The sequence below is a fragment of the Pseudomonas sp. PWP3-1b2 genome (assembly GCF_049896045.1).
Lineage (GTDB): Bacteria > Pseudomonadota > Gammaproteobacteria > Pseudomonadales > Pseudomonadaceae > Aquipseudomonas > Aquipseudomonas antarctica_B.
On sequence record NZ_JAFCTN010000010.1, the window covers coordinates 102,687 to 128,296 of the forward strand.

Annotated in this window: 27 protein-coding genes; 14 read left to right on the forward strand and 13 right to left on the reverse strand. The window is 60.0% G+C overall.

Features of this window, described 5'->3' with window-relative positions; genetic code table 11:
* On the forward strand, positions 1 to 274 hold a 274-nt coding region (locus ACP7A2_RS09455), incomplete at its 5' end, for a UDP-3-O-acyl-N-acetylglucosamine deacetylase (RefSeq protein ID WP_426133987.1).
* Positions 275 to 377: 103 nt separating this feature from the next.
* Here ACP7A2_RS09455 and ACP7A2_RS09460 read toward each other — a convergent pair.
* Together ACP7A2_RS09460 and ACP7A2_RS09465 are read right to left on the reverse strand one after the other, a co-directional pair.
* Positions 378 to 1,871, reverse strand: a complete 1,494-nt coding sequence (locus tag ACP7A2_RS09460) for a diguanylate cyclase (RefSeq protein ID WP_426133988.1) — start codon at positions 1,869 to 1,871, stop codon at positions 378 to 380.
* Positions 1,872 to 2,193: 322 nt separating this feature from the next.
* Complete coding sequence (locus ACP7A2_RS09465; protein ID WP_426133989.1) at positions 2,194 to 3,516, reverse strand: OprD family porin; 1,323 nt, start codon at positions 3,514 to 3,516, stop codon at positions 2,194 to 2,196.
* 871 nt (positions 3,517 to 4,387) lie between these two features.
* Between ACP7A2_RS09465 and ACP7A2_RS09470 the strand changes: the two genes are divergently transcribed.
* Positions 4,388 to 5,842: a TrkH family potassium uptake protein gene (locus tag ACP7A2_RS09470; RefSeq protein WP_426133990.1), complete on the forward strand. Its 1,455-nt coding sequence runs from the start codon at positions 4,388 to 4,390 to the stop codon at positions 5,840 to 5,842.
* On the opposite strand, the gene ACP7A2_RS09475 is transcribed toward ACP7A2_RS09470, so the two are convergent.
* Positions 5,799 to 6,857, reverse strand: coding sequence for an AraC family transcriptional regulator (locus tag ACP7A2_RS09475; protein WP_426133991.1), 1,059 nt, complete (start codon positions 6,855 to 6,857; stop codon positions 5,799 to 5,801). The two genes, ACP7A2_RS09470 and ACP7A2_RS09475, sit on opposite strands and share 44 nt — an antisense overlap.
* 159 nt (positions 6,858 to 7,016) lie before the next feature.
* Between ACP7A2_RS09475 and ACP7A2_RS09480 the strand changes: the two genes are divergently transcribed.
* The 3 genes from ACP7A2_RS09480 (at position 7,017) to ACP7A2_RS09490 (ending at position 9,170) form a co-directional block, all read left to right on the forward strand.
* Positions 7,017 to 7,328, forward strand: coding sequence for a DUF962 domain-containing protein (locus ACP7A2_RS09480; protein ID WP_348062363.1), 312 nt, complete (start codon positions 7,017 to 7,019; stop codon positions 7,326 to 7,328).
* A gap of 358 nt (positions 7,329 to 7,686) precedes the next feature.
* Positions 7,687 to 7,869, forward strand: a complete 183-nt coding sequence (locus ACP7A2_RS09485; protein ID WP_426133992.1) for a hypothetical protein — start codon at positions 7,687 to 7,689, stop codon at positions 7,867 to 7,869.
* 104 nt (positions 7,870 to 7,973) lie between these two features.
* Entirely contained in the window at positions 7,974 to 9,170 is a 1,197-nt protein-coding gene (locus tag ACP7A2_RS09490) for an MFS transporter (RefSeq protein WP_426133993.1), read from the forward strand.
* Here ACP7A2_RS09490 and arfB read toward each other — a convergent pair.
* The 3 genes from arfB to ACP7A2_RS09505 all read right to left on the reverse strand — a co-directional run bounded on the left by arfB (position 9,167) and on the right by ACP7A2_RS09505 (position 11,802).
* The gene (arfB, locus tag ACP7A2_RS09495) at positions 9,167 to 9,580 is read right to left on the reverse strand and encodes an alternative ribosome rescue aminoacyl-tRNA hydrolase ArfB (RefSeq protein WP_348060955.1); all 414 of its coding nucleotides are present in this window, start codon (positions 9,578 to 9,580) and stop codon (positions 9,167 to 9,169) included. The two genes, ACP7A2_RS09490 and arfB, sit on opposite strands and share 4 nt — an antisense overlap.
* A 12-nt stretch (positions 9,581 to 9,592) precedes the next feature.
* Positions 9,593 to 10,276 (reverse strand): pentapeptide repeat-containing protein, encoded by a 684-nt coding sequence (locus ACP7A2_RS09500; protein WP_426133994.1) that lies wholly within the window; start codon positions 10,274 to 10,276, stop codon positions 9,593 to 9,595.
* A 104-nt stretch (positions 10,277 to 10,380) separates the two neighbouring features.
* Positions 10,381 to 11,802, reverse strand: a complete 1,422-nt coding sequence (locus ACP7A2_RS09505) for an amino acid permease (protein ID WP_426133995.1) — start codon at positions 11,800 to 11,802, stop codon at positions 10,381 to 10,383.
* Between the two features lie 648 nt (positions 11,803 to 12,450).
* Between ACP7A2_RS09505 and ACP7A2_RS09510 the strand changes: the two genes are divergently transcribed.
* Both ACP7A2_RS09510 and ACP7A2_RS09515 read left to right on the forward strand, forming a co-directional pair.
* A complete protein-coding gene (locus ACP7A2_RS09510; protein WP_034100099.1) occupies positions 12,451 to 12,588 on the forward strand; it encodes a hypothetical protein in 138 nt (45 codons plus the stop codon).
* Between the two features lie 72 nt (positions 12,589 to 12,660).
* Positions 12,661 to 13,620 carry a leucyl aminopeptidase gene (locus ACP7A2_RS09515; RefSeq protein ID WP_426133996.1) on the forward strand — a complete coding sequence of 320 codons (960 nt, stop codon included), beginning with the start codon at positions 12,661 to 12,663 and terminating at the stop codon, positions 13,618 to 13,620.
* 209 nt (positions 13,621 to 13,829) lie between these two features.
* On the opposite strand, the gene rluB is transcribed toward ACP7A2_RS09515, so the two are convergent.
* From rluB to ACP7A2_RS09550, 7 genes are all read right to left on the reverse strand, one after another.
* The gene (gene rluB, locus ACP7A2_RS09520) at positions 13,830 to 15,041 is read right to left on the reverse strand and encodes a 23S rRNA pseudouridine(2605) synthase RluB (RefSeq protein ID WP_426133997.1); all 1,212 of its coding nucleotides are present in this window, start codon (positions 15,039 to 15,041) and stop codon (positions 13,830 to 13,832) included.
* Between the two features lie 144 nt (positions 15,042 to 15,185).
* Positions 15,186 to 15,377, reverse strand: coding sequence for a DUF1289 domain-containing protein (locus ACP7A2_RS09525; RefSeq protein ID WP_083357036.1), 192 nt, complete (start codon positions 15,375 to 15,377; stop codon positions 15,186 to 15,188).
* A 79-nt stretch (positions 15,378 to 15,456) separates the two neighbouring features.
* Complete coding sequence (locus ACP7A2_RS09530) at positions 15,457 to 15,867, reverse strand: hypothetical protein (RefSeq protein WP_426133998.1); 411 nt, start codon at positions 15,865 to 15,867, stop codon at positions 15,457 to 15,459.
* 171 nt (positions 15,868 to 16,038) lie between these two features.
* Positions 16,039 to 16,989, reverse strand: a complete 951-nt coding sequence (scpB, locus tag ACP7A2_RS09535) for an SMC-Scp complex subunit ScpB (protein ID WP_426133999.1) — start codon at positions 16,987 to 16,989, stop codon at positions 16,039 to 16,041.
* A gap of 12 nt (positions 16,990 to 17,001) precedes the next feature.
* Entirely contained in the window at positions 17,002 to 17,700 is a 699-nt protein-coding gene (locus ACP7A2_RS09540) for a segregation and condensation protein A (protein ID WP_175403020.1), read from the reverse strand.
* 120 nt (positions 17,701 to 17,820) lie between these two features.
* Positions 17,821 to 18,450, reverse strand: coding sequence for an L-threonylcarbamoyladenylate synthase (locus ACP7A2_RS09545; protein WP_348060979.1), 630 nt, complete (start codon positions 18,448 to 18,450; stop codon positions 17,821 to 17,823).
* 13 nt (positions 18,451 to 18,463) lie between these two features.
* On the reverse strand, positions 18,464 to 19,327 hold the full coding sequence (locus tag ACP7A2_RS09550) for a PHP domain-containing protein (protein ID WP_426134000.1): 864 nt from the start codon (positions 19,325 to 19,327) through the stop codon (positions 18,464 to 18,466).
* Between the two features lie 87 nt (positions 19,328 to 19,414).
* Between ACP7A2_RS09550 and ACP7A2_RS09555 the strand changes: the two genes are divergently transcribed.
* From ACP7A2_RS09555 to ACP7A2_RS09585, 7 genes are all read left to right on the forward strand, one after another.
* Entirely contained in the window at positions 19,415 to 20,011 is a 597-nt protein-coding gene (locus tag ACP7A2_RS09555) for a septation protein A (protein WP_426134001.1), read from the forward strand.
* Between the two features lies 1 nt (position 20,012).
* The gene (locus ACP7A2_RS09560) at positions 20,013 to 20,312 is read left to right on the forward strand and encodes a YciI family protein (RefSeq protein ID WP_426134002.1); all 300 of its coding nucleotides are present in this window, start codon (positions 20,013 to 20,015) and stop codon (positions 20,310 to 20,312) included.
* 107 nt (positions 20,313 to 20,419) lie between these two features.
* Positions 20,420 to 20,827 (forward strand): translation initiation factor 2, encoded by a 408-nt coding sequence (locus ACP7A2_RS09565; RefSeq protein ID WP_426134003.1) that lies wholly within the window; start codon positions 20,420 to 20,422, stop codon positions 20,825 to 20,827.
* 7 nt (positions 20,828 to 20,834) lie between these two features.
* Entirely contained in the window at positions 20,835 to 21,512 is a 678-nt protein-coding gene (locus tag ACP7A2_RS09570; RefSeq protein ID WP_426134004.1) for a response regulator transcription factor, read from the forward strand.
* A gap of 480 nt (positions 21,513 to 21,992) precedes the next feature.
* Positions 21,993 to 22,457 (forward strand): Spy/CpxP family protein refolding chaperone, encoded by a 465-nt coding sequence (locus ACP7A2_RS09575; RefSeq protein ID WP_426134005.1) that lies wholly within the window; start codon positions 21,993 to 21,995, stop codon positions 22,455 to 22,457.
* A gap of 64 nt (positions 22,458 to 22,521) precedes the next feature.
* Positions 22,522 to 23,865 (forward strand): sensor histidine kinase, encoded by a 1,344-nt coding sequence (locus ACP7A2_RS09580; RefSeq protein WP_426134006.1) that lies wholly within the window; start codon positions 22,522 to 22,524, stop codon positions 23,863 to 23,865.
* Positions 23,866 to 23,905: 40 nt separating this feature from the next.
* Positions 23,906 to 25,255, forward strand: coding sequence for a CoA transferase (locus ACP7A2_RS09585; RefSeq protein WP_426134007.1), 1,350 nt, complete (start codon positions 23,906 to 23,908; stop codon positions 25,253 to 25,255).
* Positions 25,256 to 25,610 lie beyond the last annotated feature (355 nt).

The following is a 25,610-nucleotide window of genomic DNA, read 5'->3' on the forward strand; positions in this document are numbered from 1 at the left end:
TGCCATTGTGGTCGACGCGGATGGTGTACTGAACGAAGACGGCCTTCGCTACGAAGACGAATTCGTGAAGCACAAGATCCTCGATGCAATCGGTGACCTCTACCTGCTGGGCAATAGCCTGATAGGCGAGTTCAAAGGCTTCAAGTCGGGCCACGCCCTTAACAACCAGCTGCTGCGCAAGTTAATTGCCCAGACAGATGCTTGGGAAGTCGTGACCTTCGAAGATGCCAGCACCGCACCGATCTCTTACATGCGTCCCGTCGCGGCGGTGTAAGTAACAACTCTCTTTTCGTTAGTTTTAAAAGGCTGCCCTCGGGTGGCCTTTTTTTATGTCATGTGTGGCGAGCTCGCTCGCCATAAAAGCCCACAGGCTCGGCTCACAATGTTCCCGCGTCGACGATACGATTGCGACCACTGTGCTTGGCCTCATACAGCGCCTGATCCGCACTGAGCAACAACGTCTCCAGCGACATACGGCTGCGCTTATCCCATGTGCTCATGCCAATACTCACCGTAATCGGCCGCTCGGCATTGGCCGTGCGCGGCAAGTGCTCGACGCTGCTGCGGATATGCTCGGCGATCACCCAGGCGCCGCTGGCATCGGTATGCGGCAACACGACCGCAAACTCCTCGCCGCCGTAACGTGCCGCAAGGTCGGCCGGGCGGCGGATGTTGCCACTGATGACCTGCGCAACCATGCGCAAGGCCTCGTCGCCGCCCTGATGGCCATGGAGGTCGTTAAACGCCTTGAAGTGGTCTACGTCGATCATCAGCAGGGTCAGCGACTCGCTCGATCGCTGTGCGCGGTCCCATTCCAGGCGCAGGCGCTGGTCCAGCGTGCGCCGGTTTGCCAAGCCGGTGAGGGCGTCGGTGGCTGCCAGTTCTGACAGCACCTGCTCGACGCGATGACGCCGGCGCAGTTCCCTGCGCAGCATCCAGGTCAGCCACAGCAGGCCAATGCAGAGCACGCCGGTGGCGCTGATGGTCAGCAGCGCGGCGCGTTTCCAGGGCGCGAGCACATCATCGCTGGACAACGCCACCACCACGATCAGCGGCAACGCACCCACATTGGTAAAGGTATACAGACGATCTTTGCCGGTAAGTGCCGAAACAGCCCGGAAGCTGCCACTGCCTTCGATCAGCATACGTTTGAAGTTAGGGCGGTCGCTCAAGTCCTTGTCAATCATGTCCCGCTCCAGCAGTGGCTGCTGGGCCAAAAGAATGCCGTGGTTGTTGAGCAGATTGACCGAGCTGCCGTTACCAATCGTCAAGCGGCTAAACAGTTGGTCGAAGTACGCCAGGCGCATGGTCGCCACCGCAACGCCGGCAAATTCGCCGCTGGGGCCTGACACCCGCCGACTGAATGCGATGCGCCAGACCTGATCGCAATTACAGTGGATCCGGAATGGGCGGCTGATAAACAAACCTGATTGCTCAGCGGTTTTGTGTGCCAGGAAATAGTCACGATTGTCGAAATTACGCGGTGTTGGCTTGAGTGTTGAAGAGTCGGCAACCACTGAGCCCTGAGCGTCCAGGAGCAGGACCTCACCCTTGAATGGCGCGGCGATGGACTGCTCAAACTGCACCAGATGCTGTATGTCCGCCGACACCCCGGCCAGGTCCTGACGCTGTCTGGCAGCGATCAGTCCTTGCAGGGCAAGGTCATAGAGTTCGACGTTACGCAACACATCCGCGTTGATCAATTGGGTGATATTGCTCGTCGAGCGTTGAGCCGCCTGCAAGGTGCTGGCGTGCTCGCGGATCAACAGCGCCGCCACGATGACCACGATCAGGGTGACGGTGAAACCGCTGCCCAGAATCAATAACAGCTCCGGGCGAGCAGGCAGGATTTGATGACGGCGTTGACTCATCGCGCAGACTTCAGCAAGGAAGGTACTGGCAGTTTAGTTCTACTCGATAAAAATTAAATCATCGCCGTAAAAGAAATCAGGGCGTTAGAACCAGCCCTTCAAGGTCTTTGGAAATCTGTCTGATAGGGCGAACACCATCCCTGTGGCGAGCGGGCTTGTCCCGCGTTGGGCCGCGAAGCGGCCCCAAAACCAGCGGCCGAGGAGTATCTGACTCACCGCATTCTTCCTTTTTAGGGTCGCTTCGCAACCCAACGCGGGCGGTGCGACGATTCGACAAGCCCGCTCGCCACGGGATACTTATCGCCTGTTCTGCTTAAAGACCTTAGAACACGTCTATCGGATAGTCGACGATCACCCGGTATTCATCCACGTCCCGGTCCACTGCCGAGTAGCCATTGCTGCCACGGTTGGTCGCCCATTGCAGGCGCACGGCCAGGTCCTTGGCCTTGCCGCCTTGCACCACGTATTTCAGGTCGATATCGCGTTCCCAGTGCTTGGCGTCTTTGCCGTCGGCGCTGTACCAGGCGCTGTAGCCCCGGCTGTTGGGGTCGACTTTGGTCAGATCGGTCTTACCGCTGATGTAGGACACGGCGGAGGTCAGGCCAGGCATGCCCAGCCCGGCGAAGTCATAGGCGTACTTGAGCTTCCACGAGCGCTCGTTGGGGCCGTTGAAGTCCGAATATTGTTGAGAGTTATCCAGGTACACGCTGTCGCCCTGGGTGATGTAGTCGAACGGCGTATTGCCGTTGACCCGCTGGTAGGCGGCGGTGACGCTGTGATTGCCCACGCCCACGGTGAAATGCAGGCTGTAGGTGTTGTTGTCGATGTCTCCCAACAGCGATTGCCCGGTGTTTTGCGTGTGGTAGTAGTGCAAGCCGGGGTTGAGGCTGACCAAGTCATTGAGCGCGTAGGTGTAGTCCAGGTCGTAGTAGTACTGGTGCCATACGTCTTTCAATTCGGAGGCGTACAGGTTACTGGTCAAGCCCGGAACGCCGCTGAACGACACACCGGCCCAATTCAGGTGCTGGCTGTCGGTATTGTCCGGCAACGCGCCGTAGCTGGTGCCGATGCGGCGGTGACCGCTCTGGTTGTAAAGCTTGGTGAAACTGGCTTGACCGCCTTCGATCATCCAGCCGTCGAAGCTGTGGTTGACCAGGCTTACGCCACGGAACGTCTGCGGCAGCATGCGGGTCATGCCGCCGGCGATTACCGGGTTGTTGAGGAACATGTCGCCGGCTTTGAGCTCCGTGTCAAAAGCACGCATTTTCAAGGTGCCGCCAGCCGTGGAAAACGAACCTGGCGCTTTGCCGTTGCCGCTGCCGTAGGGAAGGATGCTGGAGCCATCAGTGCCGCCACCGCCATCAAGCTTGAGGCCGAGCATGGCATTGACGTCCAGACCGAAACCGACGGTGCCTTGGGTGTAGCCGGATTCAAACGTGCCGAGAAAGCCTTGGCCCCACTCCTTGCTGTCATCGGTGTGAATGTCGCGCCGGTCGCGGTTCATGTAGTAGTTGCGGGTGTTGATTTTGAAGCTGGAGCCTGCGACGAAACCGTCGGCCGGGGTGGTGTCTGCCGCGTGGGCGAGAGGTACGATCGTTGCTGCAATCGCGAGGAATAGCGGGGTGAACGTCAGCGAGTTCTTCACCGGTGGAGCTCCTTTGGTCTATCGGAAACGGCCAGTGTCGTGGGGGTGTGCCTGGCCTTTTTTACGGCAAAAAAAAGCCGCTGAAGTCAGCGGCTTTAAGACAGATTCCCAGTGTAGAGCCCTGGAAATAGTCGAGGGGAATTGGGGTGAGCGGGGTGACTGTCTTTGCCGTCGCGCTCATCGGTGCGTCAACGTAACGCAGGTGAGCGGTGCGGTATAGAGTGTAACAAGATAATGACTGTTGCCCAAATCGCAACAGTTGGGGTGGTTTGAAATTAGTGTGGGAGCTGGCTTGCCTGCGATGGCATCAACTCGGTGTGCCTGATGTACCTAGGTGCCTGCATCGCAGCGGTGCGACGATTCGACAAGCCAGCTCCCACAGAAGAGCAGACTTGTGCAGCTACTGAAGTTGTACTCGGTCAAAACTGTGGGAGCGGGCTTGCTCGCGAAGGCGGTGTGTCAGCCAATTCATCCATCAACTGATACACCGCATTCGCGAGCAAGCCCGCTCCCACAGGTGGATTTCCATTTTGTCTGGGAAAACGCAATCTGCTCTAGAAAAAAACAGCGCCTTTGATTCAACCGCTCAGGTCGGCTACCAGGTCGCCGTGCTTTAGATTTTGATCTGAGGCGCCCGTCAACCACGCTGGCCGCACACCGAGCCTAAGCGAAGTGCCGAGTGGTGGGGCGAAGACCTTTTGGTTACTTTTGGCTGGGCCGGCTTCCGGGCGTTTGCCAAAAGTGACCCGCTGTAAGAGCGGAACCATAAGCAGCCATCACCGCAGCAACGGATATACACCCAGCCCCTAGGTTTACATGCCCCACACCCCAGGTAGAATGGCGCCTCTGCCCCATCACCCGAGCACATTTCATGGCGTTGCCGACCCTGCGCATCATCGGTTTCATCATCGGCATCTTCCTGATCACCCTGGCGATCGCCATGGTCGTTCCCATGGCCACCCTGGTGATCTTCGAACGCACCAGCGATCTCCCCTCGTTCCTGTGGGCCAGCCTGATCACCTTCCTGGCAGGCCTGGCCCTGGTCATCCCCGGCCGCCCCGAGCACGTCCACCTGCGCCCGCGGGACATGTACCTTCTTACAGTGACCAGCTGGGTCGTCGTGTGCATCTTCGCCGCGCTGCCCTTTTTACTGACCCAACACATCAGCTACACCGACTCCTTCTTTGAAAGCATGTCCGGCATCACCGCCACCGGTTCAACCGTTTTGAGCGGCCTGGACAGCATGTCCCCGGGCATCCTGATGTGGCGCTCGCTGCTGCACTGGCTCGGCGGCATCGGCTTTATCGGCATGGCGGTCGCCATTTTGCCGCTGCTGCGCATCGGTGGCATGCGCCTGTTCCAGACCGAATCCTCGGACCGCTCGGAAAAAGTCATGCCCCGCTCGCATATGGTGGCGCGGCTGATCGTGGCGGCGTATGTGGGCATTACCATCCTCGGCAGCCTCGCATTCTGGTGGGCCGGGATGGGCTTGTTCGATGCGATCAACCACGCGATGTCGGCGATTTCCACCGGCGGGTTTTCCACCTCCGACGAATCCCTGGCTCACTGGAAACAACCCGCCGTGCACTGGGTTGCGGTGGTGGTGATGATCCTCGGCAGCCTGCCGTTTACCCTGTACGTGGCCACGTTACGCGGCAACCGTCGGGCGCTGATCAAGGACCAGCAGGTGCAAGGCTTGCTCGGCTTGCTGCTCGTGACCTGGCTGGTACTCGGCACCTGGTATTGGTGGACGACCAATCTGCATTGGCTGGATGCGTTGCGCCATGTGGCGGTAAACGTGACCTCGGTGGTCACCACCACCGGCTTTGCGCTTGGGGACTACAGCATCTGGGGCAATTTCTCGCTGATGCTGTTCTTCTACCTAGGCTTTGTCGGCGGCTGCTCAGGCTCTACCGCGGGCGGGATCAAGATTTTCCGGTTCCAGGTTGCCTATATCCTGCTCAAGGCCAACTTGAACCAGTTGATTCACCCGCGCGCGGTGATCAAGCAGAAGTACAACGGCCACCGTCTTGATGAAGAAATCGTCCGTTCGATTCTGACCTTCTCGTTTTTCTTCGCGATCACCATTTGCGCCATCGCCCTGGCCCTGTCGTTGCTTGGCCTGGACTGGATGACTGCATTGACCGGCGCCGCCAGCACGGTGTCCGGCGTAGGCCCCGGCCTGGGCGAAACCATCGGGCCGGCCGGTAACTTCGCCAGCCTGCCGGATGCAGCCAAGTGGATATTGTCGTTCGGCATGCTGCTGGGTCGGCTGGAAATCATTACAGTATTTGTGCTGTGCATCCCGGCGTTTTGGCGTCACTGACCGTCGGCGCTTGCAGCAACCGCGTCCGGTATTCGCCGGGCGTGGCATCGAACCAGCGGCGGAACGCGCGGAAGAAATTACTAGGGTCAGCAAAGCCCAACAGGTAGGCAATTTCCAGCAGGGTCATGCTTGGCTGCGCGAGGTATTGCTCGGCCAGTTCGCGGCGGGTGTCGTCGAGCAAGGTCTGAAAACTGGTGCCCTCCTCCTGCAACCGCCGCTGCAAGGTGCGCTGGGACAAATGCAGGGTCTGGGCCACCACTTCGCGCTTGGGCTCACCCTGGGGCAGCAAGCGACACAACACCTGGCGTGCCTTGTGGGTCACACGACTTTCAGAAAACCGTGCCAGGTACTCACCGGCAAATCGATCATGCAGCAGCGCCATGGCCTCGTTGGCGGTGGGCAGGGGCTCGTCCATGTCAGCCTGTTCGAAAATCAACGCGTCATAGGGCGCGTTGAATTCAAGCGGCGCATGAAACGCCTGTATATAGGGCGCCAGGTCGGCCGGCTGGTCGCCTTGCAGCACCACCTTGCGCGGATGCAACGTCCGCCCGGTCAGCCAGCAACAAAACGCCAGGGCACTGGCCAGCGAGGCTTCGGCGCTTTGTCGCGTGGGAGGCAAGTGGTCACCGTGCACGGTCAGCATCAGCGCATAACCTTCGGGGAAGAGCCTGAAACTCAGGTCGGCGCTTTCGGCGATGATTCGCTGGTAGCGCACCAAGCGCGTAAAGCCCTCGGCCAATGTGTTGCTGGACATCAGCGCGTAACCGGCCACGTGAAACGACGCCGGGCGCACCACTTTGCCCATGTTCAAGCCAATCGCCGGGTTGCCCGACAGTTCCACTGCCCGCTGCCACAGGCGCGTTATGGAGTCTTGCGCAAAGCGCGCGTCGGGATCACTGAGGGCGGTGTAGTCCAGGCCCAGCTGCTTGAACAGCGCACGACAATCCAGGCCGTCCATTTCCAACGCCTTGACGATGCCCATGGCCCAGCTTGCAGAAGTTGTTCGTTCGCTCATGGCGTCTTCTTAAAAAAGCAGGCTCAAATGCAGCCAGCAAGCCAAGGATACTAAAGTGGCATCTATTGTCACTGGCTGTTCCCACTGATCACTCTAGACTCAAATAAGCTCCCCGCCGAACATCTGTTGGGCGGCACACTTATCAAAGGGTTGGCCACTGTGGAAAACGTTAAACAATTCAACAGCTTTGCCGAATTCTATCCGTACTACCTGAGTGAACATGCGAATAGCACCTGCCGCCGTCTGCATTTTATCGGCACCACGCTGGTGATCGGCATCTTGGCCTACGCCATCGGCCGAGGCTCGTTGGGCCTGCTGATTGGCGTGCCACTCGCCGGCTACAGCTTTGCCTGGATCGGCCACTTCTTTTTCGAAAAGAACCGCCCCGCCACCTTTCAGCATCCGTTCTACAGCTTGTTAGGCGATTTCGTGATGTACCGCGACATGATTTTGGGCAAGGTGCCGTTCTGAGGTGTGACCTCATGTCACTTGCGTAACATCAATGAAAGTTCGTACATCCGTCCACATTAAAGTCTATTTGTCATTTGCAGTGCTGTATCCTGCCAAGGCTTTTAAGAGCGCGGAATCACCTGCGATTGAAAACAGACCTTGCGAGGAGCGACGACGATGCACGAGATACCTAATCTCCCCTTCCCAAGCCTGCACGAAGCTGAGCAGCCAACACCGCAGCAGGCGAGCCCACAGCAGCCTGAGGCCAAAGAAGCAAAACCAGTCGACGGCAACAGCCAGGACTGACGTTGTACCAGACCGTGTGGAAAGCGCAGCTGTGAAGCGCTTTCCACACTGCCTGAATCACGAGATCGCCGTTATGACCGATACCCTCCCCGATTCCCCCGACGCCGCCGTACTCGACGCTGCCTTGCAGATGGTCGACGTCTGGAACCGTCTCAGTGCCGAAAAACAAGCGCTGTTGCTCAAGCGTTTTGGCACCCAGGAAAACGCCCTGGCCGCGCTGGTGACGACCAAAATGCTGGCGCCCTCCAAGCATTGATGGCTGTTTGACCTGACGTTTTTGCGTTTTGCCGCCCTACAGAGGCCAAAGCACCGGTATCATTAGCAGCCTATCTTTACCTGCTGCGACAGTGGACCTTTCCCATGCCAGATACCCAGCGCCCCATGGCGGTCACGCTGCAAGTTGTTTCCATCGTGCTGTTTACGTTCATTGGCTACCTGAATATCGGCATTCCCCTCGCCGTATTGCCGGGCTACGTGCACAGTCAGTTGGGCTATGGCGCAGTGATCGCCGGGCTGGTGATCAGTGTGCAATACCTGGCTACATTACTGAGCCGCCCTTACGCCGGACGCATGATCGACACGTTGGGCAGCAAGCGCGCCGTGTTGATCGGCCTGGTGGGCTGCGGCCTGAGCGGCGTGTTCATGCTGCTCGCCGCGTGGTTCTCGAGCCTGCCGGCACTCAGCCTCGCCAGCCTGTTTATAGGTCGCCTGGTACTGGGCAGCGCGGAAAGCCTGGTCGGCTCCGGCGCTATCGGCTGGGGCATCGGCCGGGTCGGTGCGGCGAACACCGCCAAAGTCATCTCCTGGAACGGCATCGCCAGTTATGGCGCGCTGGCGGTCGGCGCGCCACTGGGCGTGGTGCTCGTCAGTCAGTTCGGGCTGTGGAGCATGGGGTTCAGCATCATTCTGCTGGCCGCGCTGGGCGTTGCCCTGGCCTGGCGCAAGGAAGCCACGCCCATCGTCGCCGGTGTGCGCTTACCCTTCATGAACGTGTTGGGCCGGGTGCTGCCTCACGGCTGTGCGCTGGCACTGGGCTCGATTGGTTTTGGCACCATCGCCACCTTCATCACCCTGTACTACACCACCCAGCATTGGGATAACGCGGTGTGGGCATTGAGCCTGTTCGGTGCCAGCTTTATTGGTGCGCGGTTGCTGTTCGGCAATTTGATCAACCGAATTGGTGGCTTTCGCGTGGCGATTGCCTGCCTGTCGGTAGAAATTCTTGGCCTGTTGCTGCTGTGGCTGGCGCCCGATGCCCATCTGGCATTGGCTGGCGCAGCGTTGAGCGGCTTTGGCTTTTCCCTGGTGTTTCCGGCGCTCGGCGTGGAGGCGGTCAACCTGGTGCCAGCGTCCAGCCGGGGCTCGGCGGTGGGGGCCTATTCGCTGTTTATCGACTTGTCGCTGGGCATCACCGGCCCGCTGGCCGGGGCCGTGGCGGCAGGCTTTGGCTTCGCGTCGATCTTCCTGTTCGCCGCCCTCGCGGCCTTCGGCGGCCTGTTGCTGAGTGTGTATTTGTACCGGCAAGCGCCCAAGGCTCGCGAGGCTCGCGGCGCCTAAAAGTCGACCTTGCCGCGCCCGGCCTTGATGCTGCCGCGCTTGGTCTTGGATTCGAGGCGACGCTTTTTCGAGCCCAATGTGGGCTTGGTCGGGCGGCGCTTCTTTTCGACTTTGGTGGCGCTGAGAATCAACTCCACCAAGCGCTCCAGCGCATCCGCGCGGTTCTGCTCCTGAGTCCGGTATTGCTGGGCCTTGAGCACCAGCACGCCTTCGCTGGTGATTCGGCTGTCGCGCAGCGCCAGCAGGCGCTCCTTGTAAAAGTCCGGCAGCGACGACCCCGGAATATCAAACCGCAGGTGCACCGCGCTCGACACCTTGTTGACGTTCTGACCGCCGGCGCCCTGGGCGCGAATGGCGGTCAGCTCGATCTCGGCATCGGGCAGTTGCACGTTGTTGGAAATAACCAGCATTACTCAGAAACCTTAGGCAACGGACAAGCCCAACTCGGACAACAACATCGACGCCTGGGCTTTGGAAATCACGGCGCCTTTGAACAGTTTGGCATCATTGAGACGAAACCCGCTCAAATCTGCACCGCGCAAATCGGCACCGGCGAAATTGGCGCCATTGAGCCGGGCGTGGGCGAGGCTGCAGTCGATCAGTTCCGCCTTGCGAAAGTCGGTGTCCGACAAGTCGCTGTCGGAGAAATCCAGGTTATTCAGCACGGTTCGGGCAAACGACAGGCCGGACAAAAACGCTCTGTTGAGCCGGGTTTCGCTGAAACTCAGGCCCAGGGATGCGCAATGGGTGAAGTTGGCGCCGGTGAGCTTGCAGTGCTCAAAGCTGGCCTGGGGCAGTTTGCTGCGCTGCCAGCGAGTGTTATTGAAGTCACAGCTGCTGAACTGCGCCTCCAGCAGGTTCGCCGCCTCGAAAATGGCGTGACCAGCCCGGCAGTTTTTCCACTGCGTGCCTTCCAGACGTGAACCCAGGAACGAGGTCTGGACCAGAATGCAGCGCTCGAATACCCAGTGGTCCAGCACCATCCGCGACAAATCGGCCCCGCTCAGGTCGACGCCCACCAGGCGCAACGGCCCGCTGTGCTGAGCGATCAGGTCTTCCAACGCCTCGCGCTGCAAGCTGCCGCCGTCAATATCGGTATGTTGCATGGGGCCTCCCGCCAGGTATCAGGTTAAAACGAGGCGCGAGTCTAACCCGTCAGCGCCCACAAAAAACCCGGCAAAACGCCGGGTTTTTGTTTACCGGAAGGGTCTTACTCCAAAACCGTCTGCGCTGAGTGAGCAGCAGCTTCAGCCCTGCGCTTGTTCTTGATCCAGTAGCACAGCCCCATAAACGCCACCCACACCGGGATCGCGTACACCGAGACCTGAATCCCCGGAATCATCAGCATGATCACCAGGATAAACACCACAAACGCCAGGCAGATGTAGTTGCCGTAGGGGTACCACAGCGCCTTGAACAGCGGCACCTGGCCGGTACGGTCCATGTGCTGGCGGAACTTGAAGTGGGAGAAACTGATCATCGCCCAATTGATCACCAGCGTGGCCACCACCAGCGACATCAGCAGTTCCAGTGCATGTTGCGGGATCAGGTAGTTCATCAGCACCGCCACCAGCGTGACCGCCGCCGAGGCGAGGATTGAACGCACCGGCACGCCGCGCTTGTCGATCTTCGCCAACGCCTTGGGCGCGTCACCCTGCTCGGCCATGCCCAGTAACATGCGGCTGTTGCAATAGGTGCCGCTGTTGTACACCGACAGCGCCGCGGTCAGCACCACGAAGTTGAGAATGTGCGCGGCGGTGTTGCTGCCCAGCATCGAGAAGACTTGCACGAACGGGCTGCCGCTGTAGGCATCGCCGGATGCATTAAGGGTCGCCAGCAGGCTGTCCCACGGCGTCAATGACAACAACACGACCAGTGCGCCGATGTAGAAAATCAGGATGCGGTAGATCACCTGGTTGATCGCTTTCGGGATCACGGTGCGTGGCTGGTCAGCCTCGGCCGCGGTAAAACCGAGCATTTCCAGGCCGCCGAAGGAGAACATGATGATTGCCATGGCCATCACCAACCCGCCGACGCCATGGGGGAAGAACCCGCCGTGCTCCCACAGGTTACTGACCGAGGCTTGCGGGCCGCCGCTGCCGCTGACCAGCATGTAGCTGCCCAGGGCGATCATGCCGACAATGGCCACCACCTTGATGATCGCGAACCAGAACTCGGCCTCACCGAAGACTTTGACGTTGGCCAGATTGATCAGGTTGATCAGCACGAAGAACGCCGCCGCCGAGACCCAGGTCGGGATCTGCGGCCACCAGTAGTGCACGTATTTGCCGACAGCCGTCAGCTCCGACATGCCCACCAGAATGTACAGAATCCAGCAGTTCCAGCCCGACAGGAAGCCGGCGAAACCGCCCCAGTACTTGTGGGCAAAGTGGCTGAAGGAACCGGCAACCGGCTCTTCGACGATCATTTCGCCCAGCTGGCGCATGATCATGAAGGCGATAAAGCCGCAAATGGCATAGCCCAGAATCATCGACGGGCCGGCAGATTTGAGCACCCCGGCCGAACCCAGGAACAGGCCGGTGCCGATGGCGCCCCCGAGGGCGATCAACTGGATATGCCGATTTTTCAGGCCGCGTTTCAGCTCGCCTGAAGAGGAATGGGGTCCACTCATGAAAAGGGTCTCACGCAAGATTTGAGGAGGTTGAATGCAGGTTGCTGCCGTGAATCTCGACTCAGGCAGCGCGGCTCAAACCCCAGCGCAGGCACCAGGAATACAGCGTCTTTCTAACGGTCATGCGTCACCTGTTTGTTTTTATCTGTGACGAAATCGAACCCGTCTGGCTCGTGGCCAGGCGGAATGATCAGGGCTTGGTACACCCCGGGTCTTGGCCTTTTGCGTGGGTACGCAAGGGGGGTCACAGTAAAACGCGGCGCATTGTACACCGCTCAACCGCTTCGGCACGCCCCGTGAAGGTGCACGCGACAATCTGTCAGGCATTCCTTACAGCGTAGGACCACCCAACAAGGTGAAGCCGTTATCGTCAATTAATCGTTACAACCTGGAAAACAAGCGTTACAGCCGAACTGAATTTGTAAGAAACCGGAAAAATGTCAGTAGGAAATTTCTGACAATTTGCCGTTTCCAGCCCTTTGTTTTCTTTGAATAAAAAAGCGTTACGAAAAAACAGAACAAAAAATCCAAATGAAACCGTGTCAATAAATATTTTGCATTCCGAAACACACTCTCCTAGGTTCTTCACTTGCCCAGCGAAGCCCGCTGGCAAGCCGTTCTCAAACAACGTCCTCTAGGAGATACACCATGCAAGTACTGGAAAACGACCTGGAAACTGAACTGCAACTCGACGATTGGTTTGAAGCGCCGACCCATGAGGCCGCCGTTGAAATGATGCAAGCCGACGCCGTTGTGCCGTTTGGCACCGCGATGTGGCCGTTCTAAAACCGGCAGGCATTTGGCAGGTGCCGTGCACGGCACCTGCTCCCTTACCCAAGGCACAGAAGGACACCCGTCATGGACAAGGCCCGCGCTGTCGAACACTTCCTCTACTACCTCGCTCATCACCCGGCCCTCAATGGCCTGAACCGCCCCACCGTGCTGCTGGGCCACACCGAGCGCTACGACGCCATCGCCCAGGCAATCACTCACAGCAGCGCCGCGCGCTTCAACTTCCAGGTGCAGCGCCTGGACCTGACACCCAGCGAAACCATGGCGCCTGCCATCGAGGCCTGCGACCTGTACCTGTTTCTCTACGATTCCTCGACATTGCCCAACCCACGCGCCGAAGGCCCGGACTTTATCCGCGCCCTGCAAGGCGTGATGGCGGAGCACTGGAAAAAATCCCTGCTGTTCAAGGATTACGGCGACTACTTCTACGACACCTTCAGCGTTGAGCCGCAGCGCATCGCCGACCTCAACGCCACGCTGATCCGACGCATGTCCCAGGCCAACGTGCTGAGCTTTACCGACAAGCACGGCTCACGCCTTGAAGCGCCGATGAGCAGCATCAAGAAGTGGACAAACATCAATGGCGTCGGCAACCACGACCTGGCGCCCGGCGAAATCGCCACTCACAGCGAGGCCATCAATGGCCAGGTGCGTTTTGTCGGCACCTTTCTCAGCACCATCCCGTTTGCGCGCAAATACGGCGTGCTGCAATCGCCGCTGGAATTGTGGATCGAGAACTCGACCATCTGCGGCGTGGCCAGTGACGTACCGGGGCTGGCGGATGATTTCAACAAGTACTTGAATGCCAACCCGTCCAACCGGCGTGTGGAGGAATTGGGCATTGGGACCAATGAAGGGGTCAAGGATTTGTATGCGCGCAATGCCGGCTTCGAAGAGCGCCATTGTGGCTTGCACCTGGGTTTGGGTGGCGGGCAGAAAGGCAGCCATCACCTGGATTTGATCTTTGCCAGCGGGGTGTTGGCGCTGGATGACAAGCCGGTGTTTGATGGTCGGTTTGCCTTTTAATCACAGATTTCATCAACTCTGCAGACCAATGTGGGAGCTGGCTTGCCTGCGATGCAGACACCCTGGTCTACCCGACAGACCGCACTGATGCCATCGCAGGCAAGCCAGCTCCCACACTAGCCAGTGTCTACAGTTGGATTGGGTTACCAAACTCCAGAGCAAAAAAAACGCCAACCCTGAGGTTGGCGTTTTTTTATGCAACCGCTAAATCACTGCGGCTTCTTGCGACCAAAACCAGGACGCTGGCCCGAACCGGCCGGGGCGCCACGGCGCTTGCCCGATGGCTCGTCCGCGACCAGTTTAGGGCCAGGGCGCTTATTCCCTGACGGCTTGGCTGGGCGCTTGGTGCTGGCGTTGTCGGCTGGGCGATCCGCTTCACCACGGTTGCTACGACCACCGGCCGGAGCAGGACGCGGCGTGCGCGGAGCACGGTCGCCCTCCTGACGCGATGGCGCCGTTGGGCGGCGCTCACCTTCGATCTGCGGCTCGCGGGAAATACGACCGCCGGTGGCCGGTGCATTCAGCGCCGGGCGCACGGTGCGCGCAACACGTTCAGTGCGGGCCACAGGGCGCGACGATTTACGCTGCATACGCTCAAGCTTGTCTTTGCTCTTGGCGTTCATCTGCGGCATCGCGACAGGCGTGAGGCCGACTTCGGCACTCAGGATGTCGACTTCGTACTGGCTCATTTCGCGCCAGCGGCCCATCGGCAGGTCGGAGTTCAGGAACACCGGGCCGAAACGCACGCGCTTCAGGCGGCTGACCACCAGGCCCTGGGATTCCCACAGGCGACGCACTTCACGGTTACGGCCTTCCATCACCACGCAGTGGTACCAGTGGTTGAAACCTTCGCCGCCTGGCGCCTGCTTGATGTCGGTGAACTTGGCCGGGCCGTCTTCCAGCACCACGCCCGCCTTCAGGCGCTCGATCATCTCGTCATCGACTTCACCTCGAACACGCACAGCGTATTCACGGTCCATCTCGTAGGACGGGTGCATCAGGCGGTTGGCCAGTTCACCGTCGGTGGTGAACATCAGCAAGCCGGTGGTGTTGATGTCCAGACGACCGATGTTGATCCAGCGGCCTTCTTTGGGCTTGGGCATCTTGTCGAACACGGTTGGACGACCTTCCGGGTCGTCACGGGTGCAGATCTCGCCGTCGGGCTTGTTGTACATGATCACGCGGCGCACCGATTCGGCGGCCTCTTCACGCTTGATGACCTTGCCATCAATGGTGATTGCGTCATGCAGGTCGACGCGCTGGCCAAGGGTGGCTTCTACGCCGTTGACCTTGATGCGCTTCTGGGTGATCCAGGCTTCGACGTCGCGGCGTGAGCCCACGCCGATACGCGCCAGCACCTTTTGCAGCTTTTCGCCTGCAGGGCCGATTTCCTGGCTATCGTTCTGGTCTTTGTCGTTCATCTTAAGCACCTCCCGGTGGGTCGATTCAGGCGTGGCCTGAATGGTGTTGAAAGCGGGGCTTGCGGCGAATACGTCGCCGAAGGGTCGCGAATCATACGCGTATGACGCGCATTGCGCATCAGAGACTAGCTCAATAGTGGGCAGTCACTTGCTTTTCCGCCGACCGGTGGCGCCCAGGGCCAGCAAGCGCAGCTCGGCTTCGGCCAATACGGTGCGCTTGTCGACCTTGTCGAGTTTCTTCCAGGCACGGATTTCGCGCTTGCTACGGCCGCAGCCCACGCAGATGTCGTCGGTGAACTTGCAGATGCTGATGCAGGGGTCTTTGGTGGAGCTCATGGGAATCCTCTGAAGTCAGCCCCGCGCGCAGCGGGGCCGATCAAAATGCAGACGCCCAAGGCCGGCTATGTGACCTGTATCAGGGCAGACGCTTGACGGTGAATACCTTACCCGTCTTCGACAGTTTGCCTTGCCAGTCTTCTGCATTGCACTTCAACTTAACCCAGACCGGAATGCTTGTGCCGTCGTCATCCTTGAATTGCGTGGGTTTGCAGCCTGGTGGTAACGCGTTCTTATAACCGACCCACAACGCGTCAAAGGAACCAGGACGATAATAGACAGGGCGCTCGACGCCATTTTTGATGCTCAGACCGATAGCGCCAGCGGGCGCGCCACCCTCGACAATATTAACGCTGTCGTCCCTCTCGCCTTTGTCGTCAATGTAAGGATTATAAGTCGCTGCCACCGCATAAGCGGAAGAGAACACTGCCGAGCAGATCAAAACCATCGCGCCCAGCGAAGCCATGAAGTGTTTACGCGTGTTTTTCATGAGGGGTCATCCATATCAAAAGAGAAGGGATTGCGACCACCACGAATGAAACGGCACAGGCGCAATGGCGTTCAGCGATTAAACGCCGAGTGCTACGGCCAAACAACTGTCAGATCTAACAGGTAGCGCGCCTGCCACGGAGCCCGTTGACAGCTCTTATCGGCGGGTAAATCACGGCTCAAACGAGCGACGCTCGTTTTCAATGGCTTCAGCCAGCGCTTGTGCTTCAGCCTCTTCGTCACTCAATTCGGGTTGCCCCAGTGCAGCGACAGCGGCCAGAAGTTTCTCACGCGCCTCGGCAACGCCAAGGCTGTCTTCCTCAGGCTCAGGCTCAGGTGCCGGATCCGCTTCACTGTCGACTTCAGGCTCCGTTTCAGCACTGGCCTGGGTTTCAGGCTCGGCAGCACCATCACGCAACAAGTCGTCAAAGTCAGTCTTGATGCCCTGCTCCATGTCATCCAGTTCAAGCAACAAGGTATGGAAGCTGGTTTCGTCCTTCGGCTCTTCCGGCTCGGCCGTGGCGTCTGCCAGTTCCTGCAGGCTGGCCGGGACCGGCGCGTCGTCGAAATCCAGCACCGGCTCGGCTTCCATCTCACGCAGTTCGGCAAGCGGCGGCAAATCGTCGAGGTTTTTCAGGTTGAAGTGGTCGAGGAACACCTTGGTGGTGGCAAACATCGCCGGTTTGCCGGGCACGTCGCGGTAACCGACGATGCGGATCCACTCGCGCTCCAGCAACGTCTTGACGATATGGCTGTTCACCGCCACACCCCGCACGTCCTCGATTTCACCCCGAGTAATTGGCTGGCGGTAGGCGATCAGCGCCATGGTCTCCAGCATCGCCCGTGAATAACGTTGCGGGCGTTCTTCCCACAAGCGGCCTACCCAAGGGGAAAACTTCTCACGGATCTGCAGGCGGTAACCCGACGCCACCTCGCGCAACTCAAAGGCACGGCCGTCGCACGACTTGCGCAAAATCTCCAGCGCCTTCTTGAACACCGGCGGCTCGGGGCGCTCGGCTTCTTCAAAGAGTTCGAAGAGGCGTTCCAACGATTGCGGTTTACCCGAGGCCAGAAGAAAGGCCTCCAGCAGCGGGGCCAGTTCGCGGGGTTCAGTCAAATTCATCGATTCAGCTCTTTATTCGGCTCGCGCCCGCACGTGGATAGCCGCAAAAGGCTCATTCTGGACCAGCTCGACCAAGGATTCCTTGACCAACTCGAGGATCGCCATAAAGGTCACCACTACCCCCAGGCGCCCTTCTTCTTTGGTAAACAGCTCTACAAACGGCACAAACCCGCCGCCCTTGAGGCGATCCAGCACATCACTCATGCGCTCGCGGGTGGACAAGGCTTCGCGGCTGACCTGGTGGCTCTCAAACATGTCGCCACGGCGCAGCACTTCAGCCATGGACATCAGCAGTTCTTCCAGGCTGACATCCGGTAACAGCTTGCGCGCCCGGGCTTCCGGGGCGTCGAGTTTGGGCACGACCACGTCGCGCCCCACACGGCTCAAGCCGTCGATGCCTTCGGCGGCGGCCTTGAAGCGCTCGTATTCTTGCAGGCGGCGAATCAGTTCGGCGCGCGGGTCATCTTCTTCGGCTTCGACGGTCTCGGAGCGCGGCAGCAACATGCGCGACTTGATCTCGGCGAGCATGGCGGCCATCACCAGATACTCGGCGGCCAGTTCCAGGCGCACCGACTGCATCAACTCGACATAGCCCATGTACTGGCGAGTGATTTCCGCCACAGGAATGTCGAGGATGTTGATGTTCTGTTTGCGGATCAGGTAGAGCAGCAAGTCCAGCGGGCCTTCGAAGGCTTCAAGGAAGACTTCCAGGGCGTCCGGCGGGATGTACAAATCCAGCGGCATTTCCAGCACCGCCTGGCCGTAGACCATGGCAAATGGCAGTTCCTGCTGGGCGCCCGCCTGGCTGTCGACGGTTTCCACGACCGACATTCAGGCCTCGACCATAAACGGCGTCGGGTCGCCGCAGCCCACTCGCACCACTTCCGGCTCGCCGTCGGCCAGGTTAATCACGGTGGAGGCTTTGCCGCCGCCGAAACCGCCGTCGATGATCAGGTCCACCTGCTTTTCCAGCAGTTGGCGCATCTCGTACGGGTCTTCCAGCGGCTCGGTGTCGCCAGGCATGATCAACGACACGCTCATCAGCGGTTCACCCAGCTCGGCCAGCAAAGCCAGGGCAATCGGGTGCTCCGGCACGCGCAGGCCGATGGTGCGTTTCTTCGGGTGCAGCAACAGGCGCGGCACTTCGCGGGTGGCGTTGAGAATAAACGTGTAAGGCCCCGGCGTGTGCGCCTTGAGCAGGCGGAACGTGCCGGTGTCGACCTTGGCGAACAGGCCAAGCTGCGACAGGTCGCTGCAAATCAGCGCAAAGTTGTGGTTCTTGTCCAGGTCACGCAAACGTCTGACCCGCTCAACCGCGCCCTTGTCGCCGATCTGGCAACCGATGGCGTAGGACGAATCCGTCGGGTAAATCACCACGCCGCCGGCGCGAATGATCTCCACGGCCTGTTTAATCAGGCGCGCTTGCGGGTTTTCCGGATGAATCTGGAAGAATTGACTCACGTGTTCTACCTGTTCAGACGGTGGCAGTAATGGGGTCATGCTTGAATCGCCCCCACAAAAGCGGCAAATCTTCCGGGACCGCGCGGTATTCGCCGATCTCGGACCAGCCGCCTGGGCCATGAAAATCACTGCCGGCAGTCACCAGCAGACCAAATTCGCGCGCAAGAATCGCCAGGCTACCCACCTGTTCAGCAGGTTGGTGGCCGTTGACCACCTCGATTGCGTGGCCGCCCGCTCCAATATAGTCGCTGATCAGCTTGCGACGCTTGCTGCGGGTGAAATCGTAATGCCAAGGGTGCGCCAGGCTGACCCAGGCCCCGGAGGCCCGCAGCGTCGCGACGGTTTCCTCAAGGGTCGGCCAATGTAGCTTTACATCGCCCAACTTGCCGGCGCCCAGCCATTTGCGAAACGCTTCGGCGCGGTCCTTAACAAAACCTTCACGTACCATCCAGTCGGCAAAATGCGGCCGGGCCGGTGCGTTGCCACTGTCGCCCAACTCCTGCTGGACGGCGCGGGCGCCTTCGAGGGCATTGGGCATGCCTTTGAGGGCGAGTTTGCGGCTTATTTCTTCGGACCGCAGCCAGCGGCCATCGTGCAACTGAGCAATAGCCGCCACCAGCGGCGGGGCATTTTGGTCGAAACCGTAGCCAAGCACATGAATGGTGGCGCCGCCCCAGGTGCAGGACAATTCCACGCCGTTGACCAACTGCATGCCCAGCGCCTGCGCGGCTGTGCGGGCCTCATCGAGGCCTTCGAGGGTGTCGTGGTCGGTCAACGCCAGGACTTGCACGCCTTTTTCAAACGCACGCGAGACCAGTACCGCGGGCGCCAGGGCGCCGTCGGAGGCTGTGCTGTGGCAGTGCAAATCAACATTCACGGAAGTGTGTAACCTCAAGTCAGCTGGCGCTTTCGCTACCAAGGATGTTTGTTATTATGCCGCCACATCCAGCTTCTGGCTCTTACTGTGAAACAATTCATCGACTTCATCCCGCTGTTGCTGTTTTTCATCGTTTATAAACTCGACCCACGTGTCATCGATCTGGCCGGCCATGAGCTGACCGTCGGGGGCATCTACAGCGCCACAGCCGTGCTGATCATCAGCTCTGTCGTGGTCTACGGCGCGATCTTCATCTCCCAGCGCAAACTCGAAAAAAGCCAATGGCTGACCCTCATCGCGTGCCTGGTCTTCGGCAGCCTGACCCTGGCCTTCCACAGCGAAACCTTCCTTAAATGGAAGGCTCCGGTGGTGAACTGGCTGTTCGCCCTGGCGTTTATCGGCAGCCACTTCATTGGTGACCGCGTGCTCATCAAGCGCATCATGGGCCATGCGCTGACCCTGCCGGAGCCAGTGTGGACGCGCTTGAACATCGCCTGGATCATTTTTTTCCTGTTCTGCGGCGCCGCCAACCTGTTCGTGGCCTTTACCTTCCAGGACTACTGGGTCGACTTCAAAGTCTTCGGCAGCCTGGGCATGACCGTGTTGTTCCTCGTCGCACAGGGTATTTACCTGTCGCGCCACCTGCATGACACCGACCCCACTACGCCGAAAACCGAGGACTGACATGCTCTACGCCATTGTTGCTACCGACGTTGCCAACTCGCTGGAAAAACGCCTCTCCGTGCGCCCCGCTCACCTTGAGCGCTTGAACGTGCTGCAAGCCGAAGGACGACTGGTGCTGGCCGGCCCCAACCCGGCGGTCGACAGCAACGACCCGGGCGACGCCGGTTTTACCGGCAGCCTGATCGTCGCCGAGTTTGCCTCCCTGGCCGATGCCCAGGCCTGGGCCAAGGCAGATCCGTTTATCGCAGCGGGCGTCTACGCGGATGTCTCCATCAAGCCGTTCAAGAAAGTCCTGCCTTGACCCCGGCGTGCGCCGAACCTATTGCGTTCGGCGTACTCCTAATGGCTCATTATTCCCGGTAACCTGCCGACAACGTTCTGAATATTCGTGTGGAATGAGGAGTTCCGATGCGCTTACGTCAGTTGTGTCTGTTGGCAGTGTTAACGATCGGGGCCACGGCCCACGCGGAAGAACCCTCGAACACCGGCAGCCCCACGCCTCTGTCCTTGAGTACCGCCGGCCAGATCAGCGAGTTGCAGCAACGCTTGAAAGAAAGCGAGCGCCTGCGTGAAGAACTGAGCAAGCAACTGCAAAGCGCAGACGCTACGCGTGAAAGCGCTCAACTGAGTCGTTTGCGCCAAGAGAACCAACGCCTGGCCCAGCAACTCAAAGAAGCACAGAGCGGCACCTTGACCCGCTGGCTGACCGAGCAACAACAGTGGTTTGTCACGGGTGGCGCTGTAGCACTGATCGCACTGCTGTGCGGGATCTTCGCCAGTGGTGGGCACCGTCGCCGTCGACAATGGCTAAATTGAGTGAGTCATGAGCGAGCTGTTACTGATAGATGATGACCAGGAGCTCTGTGAGCTGCTGACCAGTTGGTTGAGCCAGGAAGGTTTCCAGGTGCGCGCCTGCCACGATGGCTTGAGCGCGCGCAAAGCCTTGGCCGACAGCGCCCCTGCGGCGGTGGTGCTCGACGTGATGCTGCCCGATGGCAGTGGCCTTGAGCTGCTCAAGCAATTGCGCAACGACCACCCGGATTTGCCGGTGCTGATGCTGTCGGCACGGGGCGAGCCGCTGGACCGCATTCTCGGCCTGGAGCTCGGCGCTGACGATTACCTGGCCAAGCCGTGCGACCCGCGTGAACTCACTGCCCGTTTGCGCGCCGTACTGCGCCGCAGCCACCCGGCGGCGGTGTCGACGCAGATGGAACTGGGGGATTTGTGCTTCAGCCCGGTGCGCGGAGTGGTCAGCATTGATGAGCAGGAATTTACGCTCACTGTTTCTGAAAGCCGCTTGCTTGAAGCGTTGTTGCGCCAGCCTGGTGAGCCGCTGGATAAGCAGGAGTTGGCGCAGATTGCCTTGGGCCGCAAGTTGACGCTTTATGATCGCAGCCTGGATATGCACGTGAGCAACCTGCGCAAGAAGATCGGCCCGCACCCGGATGGTCGACCACGGATTGTGGCGTTGCGTAGTCGTGGGTATTACTACAGCCTTTGAGTGGCGGGGTACGGGTTTGCGGGGTACATATCCGTTAGGTTAACGGGGCGTCTCAGATCAAGATCTAAGGCACGGCGGCCTGGTAGCCGGCCTGAGTGGTTGAATCAAAGGCGCTGTTTTTGCCAAGGCGGATCGCGTTCTTCCTGATGTATGGAGATCAACTGTGGGAGCTGGCTTGCCTGCGATACAGACACCTCGGTACATCAGGCAAAACCAGTAGATGCCATCGCAGGCAAGCCAGCTCCCACACTGGACTGTGCTTTTGCTTTTGATCTGCTTTTGACTTTGATCTCAGGCGCCCCGTTAACCACGATGGCCGCAGCAAAGGATATGCCCCCAATCCCCCCGCCCCCAAAAGTTTTGTCAGCACCCACCAACCCCCTCTTTACCCAAGCTTTACCCTCCCCTGACCGCCGCTGACCTTGATCCCCCTAATCTACTCACATCCGGACTCACCGGAATAGAGACAGGAGAATCACCATGCGCAAGACCCTTATCGCTTTGATGTTCGCCGCTGCCCTGCCCACCGTTGCCATGGCGGCAATGCCCGATGGCCCAGGCCCGATGGGCGGCCCTGAAGGCCACATGATGGGTGGCCCAGGCCACGACGGTGAACACGGTCCGCGTGGCAAAGGCGGCCCCTTCAGCCAACTGGACCTGAGCAAGGAACAGCGCCAGCAAATCGGCAAACTGATGGGTGACCAATGGCACGCTCGCAAAGACCTGGTCAAAAAGTACCTGGACAAACTGCCAGCCGCCGACCAGAAAGCCATGCAGGATGAAATCGCTGCCGGCAAACAGAAAACCCAGGCCGACATCCGTGCCGTGCTGAAACCCGATCAACAGAAGAAATTCGATGAGATCGTGAAGAAACAGGCCGAGCGCCGCGCCGAGTGGAAGGAATTCCAGGCCTGGAAAGCCCAACAACCGCAAAAAGCGCAATAATGACCTAGCGTTCCCCCAGCCCAGTGGCCACCGCCGCTGGGCTTTTCCTGTTTGAGGGTTTTCTGTGCGTTCATTGTTCTGGCGGATCCTGGCCAGTTTCTGGCTGGCCATCGCCCTGGTTGCCGGGTTATCGATCTTGCTTGGGCACATGCTCAACCAGGACGCCTGGATTCTCAGCCGCCACCCCGGCCTCAACAACCTGGCGCAGGAGTGGACGCAACTCTACGACGCCCAGGGCGAGGACGCCGCCCAGGAATTACTGCAGCAGCGCAAACGTCAGTACCACATTGACGTGCAAGTGCTGAACGAAAGCGGCGACCCGGTGGTACGCGGCACCTTCCCGCGTCGCGCCGCCGCCTTTGAAGCCCGACAAAATGACAGCCAGGACGCTCACCTGCCCTGGCGGCGCCTGACCGCCGAGTACACCAGTGAAAAAACCGGCGACACCTACCTGCTGATCTACCGCATCCCCCACCCGGAACTGGATGCCTGGCATCGCAGCAGCTTGGCGTGGCCATTGAGTGCGCTGGCGATTGCCTTGGTGGTGCTGACGCTGTTCAGCCTGCTGGTGACGCTGTCCATCACGCGCCCGCTCAGCCGCCTGCGCGGCGCGGTGCATGACCTCGGCCAAACCACGTATCAGCAAAACAGCCTGGCGCAGTTGGCCAACCGCCGCGATGAGTTTGGCGTGCTGGCCACTGATTTCAACCGCATGGGCGCACGCCTGCAAAGCCTGATTGGCAGCCAGCGCCAGTTACTGCGCGATGTGTCCCACGAACTGCGTTCGCCGCTGGCCCGCCTGCGTATTGCCCTGGCCCTGGCCGAACGCGCCAACCCCGAAGAACGTGAAAAGCTCTGGCCACGCCTGACCCGCGAGTGCGACCGCCTCGAAGCGCTGATCAGCGAAATCCTGGTACTTGCTCGCGTGGACGCCGACAACGCCAGCGCCGAGGAAGTGGAGCTGAACCCGCTGCTGAAAACCCTGCAAAAAGACGCCCAGCTCAGCGCTCCCGAGCAACTTGTACAGTTGACGGCGGAACCCGAGCTGCACCTCAAGGGCTGGCCGACCATGATTGAGCGCGCTGTGGATAACTTGCTGCGCAACGCACAGCGCTTTAATCCACAGGGCCAACCGATCCAATTGCAGGCCCAGCGCCACGGCGAACGCATTCTGATCAGCGTGCGCGATCACGGCCCCGGTGTGGAAGCCGAACACTTGAGCCAGTTGGGCGAACCGTTCTACCGCGCCCCCGGCCAGGTGTCCCAGGGCCACGGCCTGGGTTTGGCCATCGCCCGGCGTGCGGCGGAACGCCATGGCGGCAGCCTGATTCTGGCCAATCACCCGGACGGCGGTTTTATTGCCAGCATCGACCTGCCGTTGGAACCGGGAGTTGTCACACCGGTGTGATGATCTTTTATAGTGGCCCTTCTCTTACGGAGGGCCTTTGATGACTGACCTGCTGACACCCATCCAAGCCGCACTCGATTTACCCCACACACCACTCAACGTCACTGAGGCCGGCGCCCTGCCCTCGACCTTTGCCGTGACCGAACTGGCCAGCGCCAGCATTGGCGCCGCCGGTCAGGCACTGGCCCAGTTGATCCTGCAACAGACCGGGCGCCTGCCGGTGGTCAGCGTTGATCGGCGCCTCGCCTCGTTCTGGTTCTCCTCGTCGATTCGCCCCGTCGGCTGGCAAGTGCCACCGCTGTGGGACCCGGTCGCGGGCGACTACGCCAGCACCGACGGCTGGATTCGTTTGCACACCAACGCGCCCCATCACCGAGCCGCCGCCGAGCGGGTGTTGGGAGAGGTCGCCGACCGCAACGAAATGGCGGGCAAGGTTGCCCAGTGGCATGCAGCAGAGCTGGAGCAGGCGATTGTCGATGAAGGCGGTTGCGCGGCGCAGATGCGTTCCTGGCAAGCCTGGCAAACCCATCCCCAAGGTCTGGCGGTAAATGCCGAAGCGCTGGTGCAGCGTCAGACGTATGAGAGGTGTGTGGACAAACCCTGGCTTGGTTCAGTCGCGCGCCCGCTGGCCGGCATCAAGGTGCTGGACCTGACCCGTGTGCTGGCTGGCCCCGTGGCCAGCCGTTTTCTCGCCGGGCTGGGCGCCAACGTATTGCGCATCGACTCGCCCGACTGGAACGAGCCAGGTGTGTTACCGGAAATGACCTTGGGCAAACGCTGCGCCCGCCTCGACCTGAAAACCGCCGAAGGCCGGCAGATGTTCGAAAGCCTGCTCAAAGACGCCGATATCCTGTTCCACGGTTACCGCGCGGATGCACTGGAGCAATTGGGCTACACCTCGGCCGAACTGCAAACCCTGGCTCCCGGCCTCATCGACGTTAGCCTGAACGCCTACGGCTGGAGCGGCCCGTGGCGCAATCGCCGCGGCTTCGACAGCCTGGTGCAGATGAGCAGCGGGATTGCCGACGCGGGCATGGCCTGGAAACGCTCGGATAAACCCGTGCCGCTGCCCTTGCAGGCACTGGACCACGCGACCGGGTACCTGATGGCGGCGGCGGCGATTCAGGCATTGAGCGCGCGGTTGAAAAGCGCACGCGGTGGTTCGGCAAGGTTGTCGCTGGCGCGTACCGCGAAGTTGCTGGTGGAAGCCGGGCAAGTGTCGCAGCAGCCAGCGTTGCGGGCGGAAGAACCCGCAGATCAAGGGTTGCTGGTGGAGCAAACACCGTGGGGCCAGGCGCATCGGTTGCTGGCACCGTTGACGATCAGCGGGACGCCCTTGCAGTGGGATTTGCCGGCTGGGGAATTGGGGTCACATCGGGCTCAGTGGTGACCTGACCGCCGCCATCGCAGGCAAGCCAGCTCCCACATTTGAAATGGGTTCACACATCAACATTGAGCAGCTGGCTTGCCTGCGAAGAGCATAGGTATCTACACAACTTTTAGAGGCTGGCGAATCTCTCTGTGGCGAGCGGGCTTGTCCCGCGTTGGGCTGCGTAGCAGCCCCAGAACCAGCCACTACGAAATAGTCTGATACACCGTATTCTTCTTTACTGGGGCTGCTTCGCAACCCAACGCGGGCGGTGCGACGATTCGACAAGCCCGCTCGCCACGAAAGCCCTACCTACTGGGGTTTAAGCGTCTAGCTTGAGTTGTGTAGATACCTATGCTGCGATCGCCGCCCAATC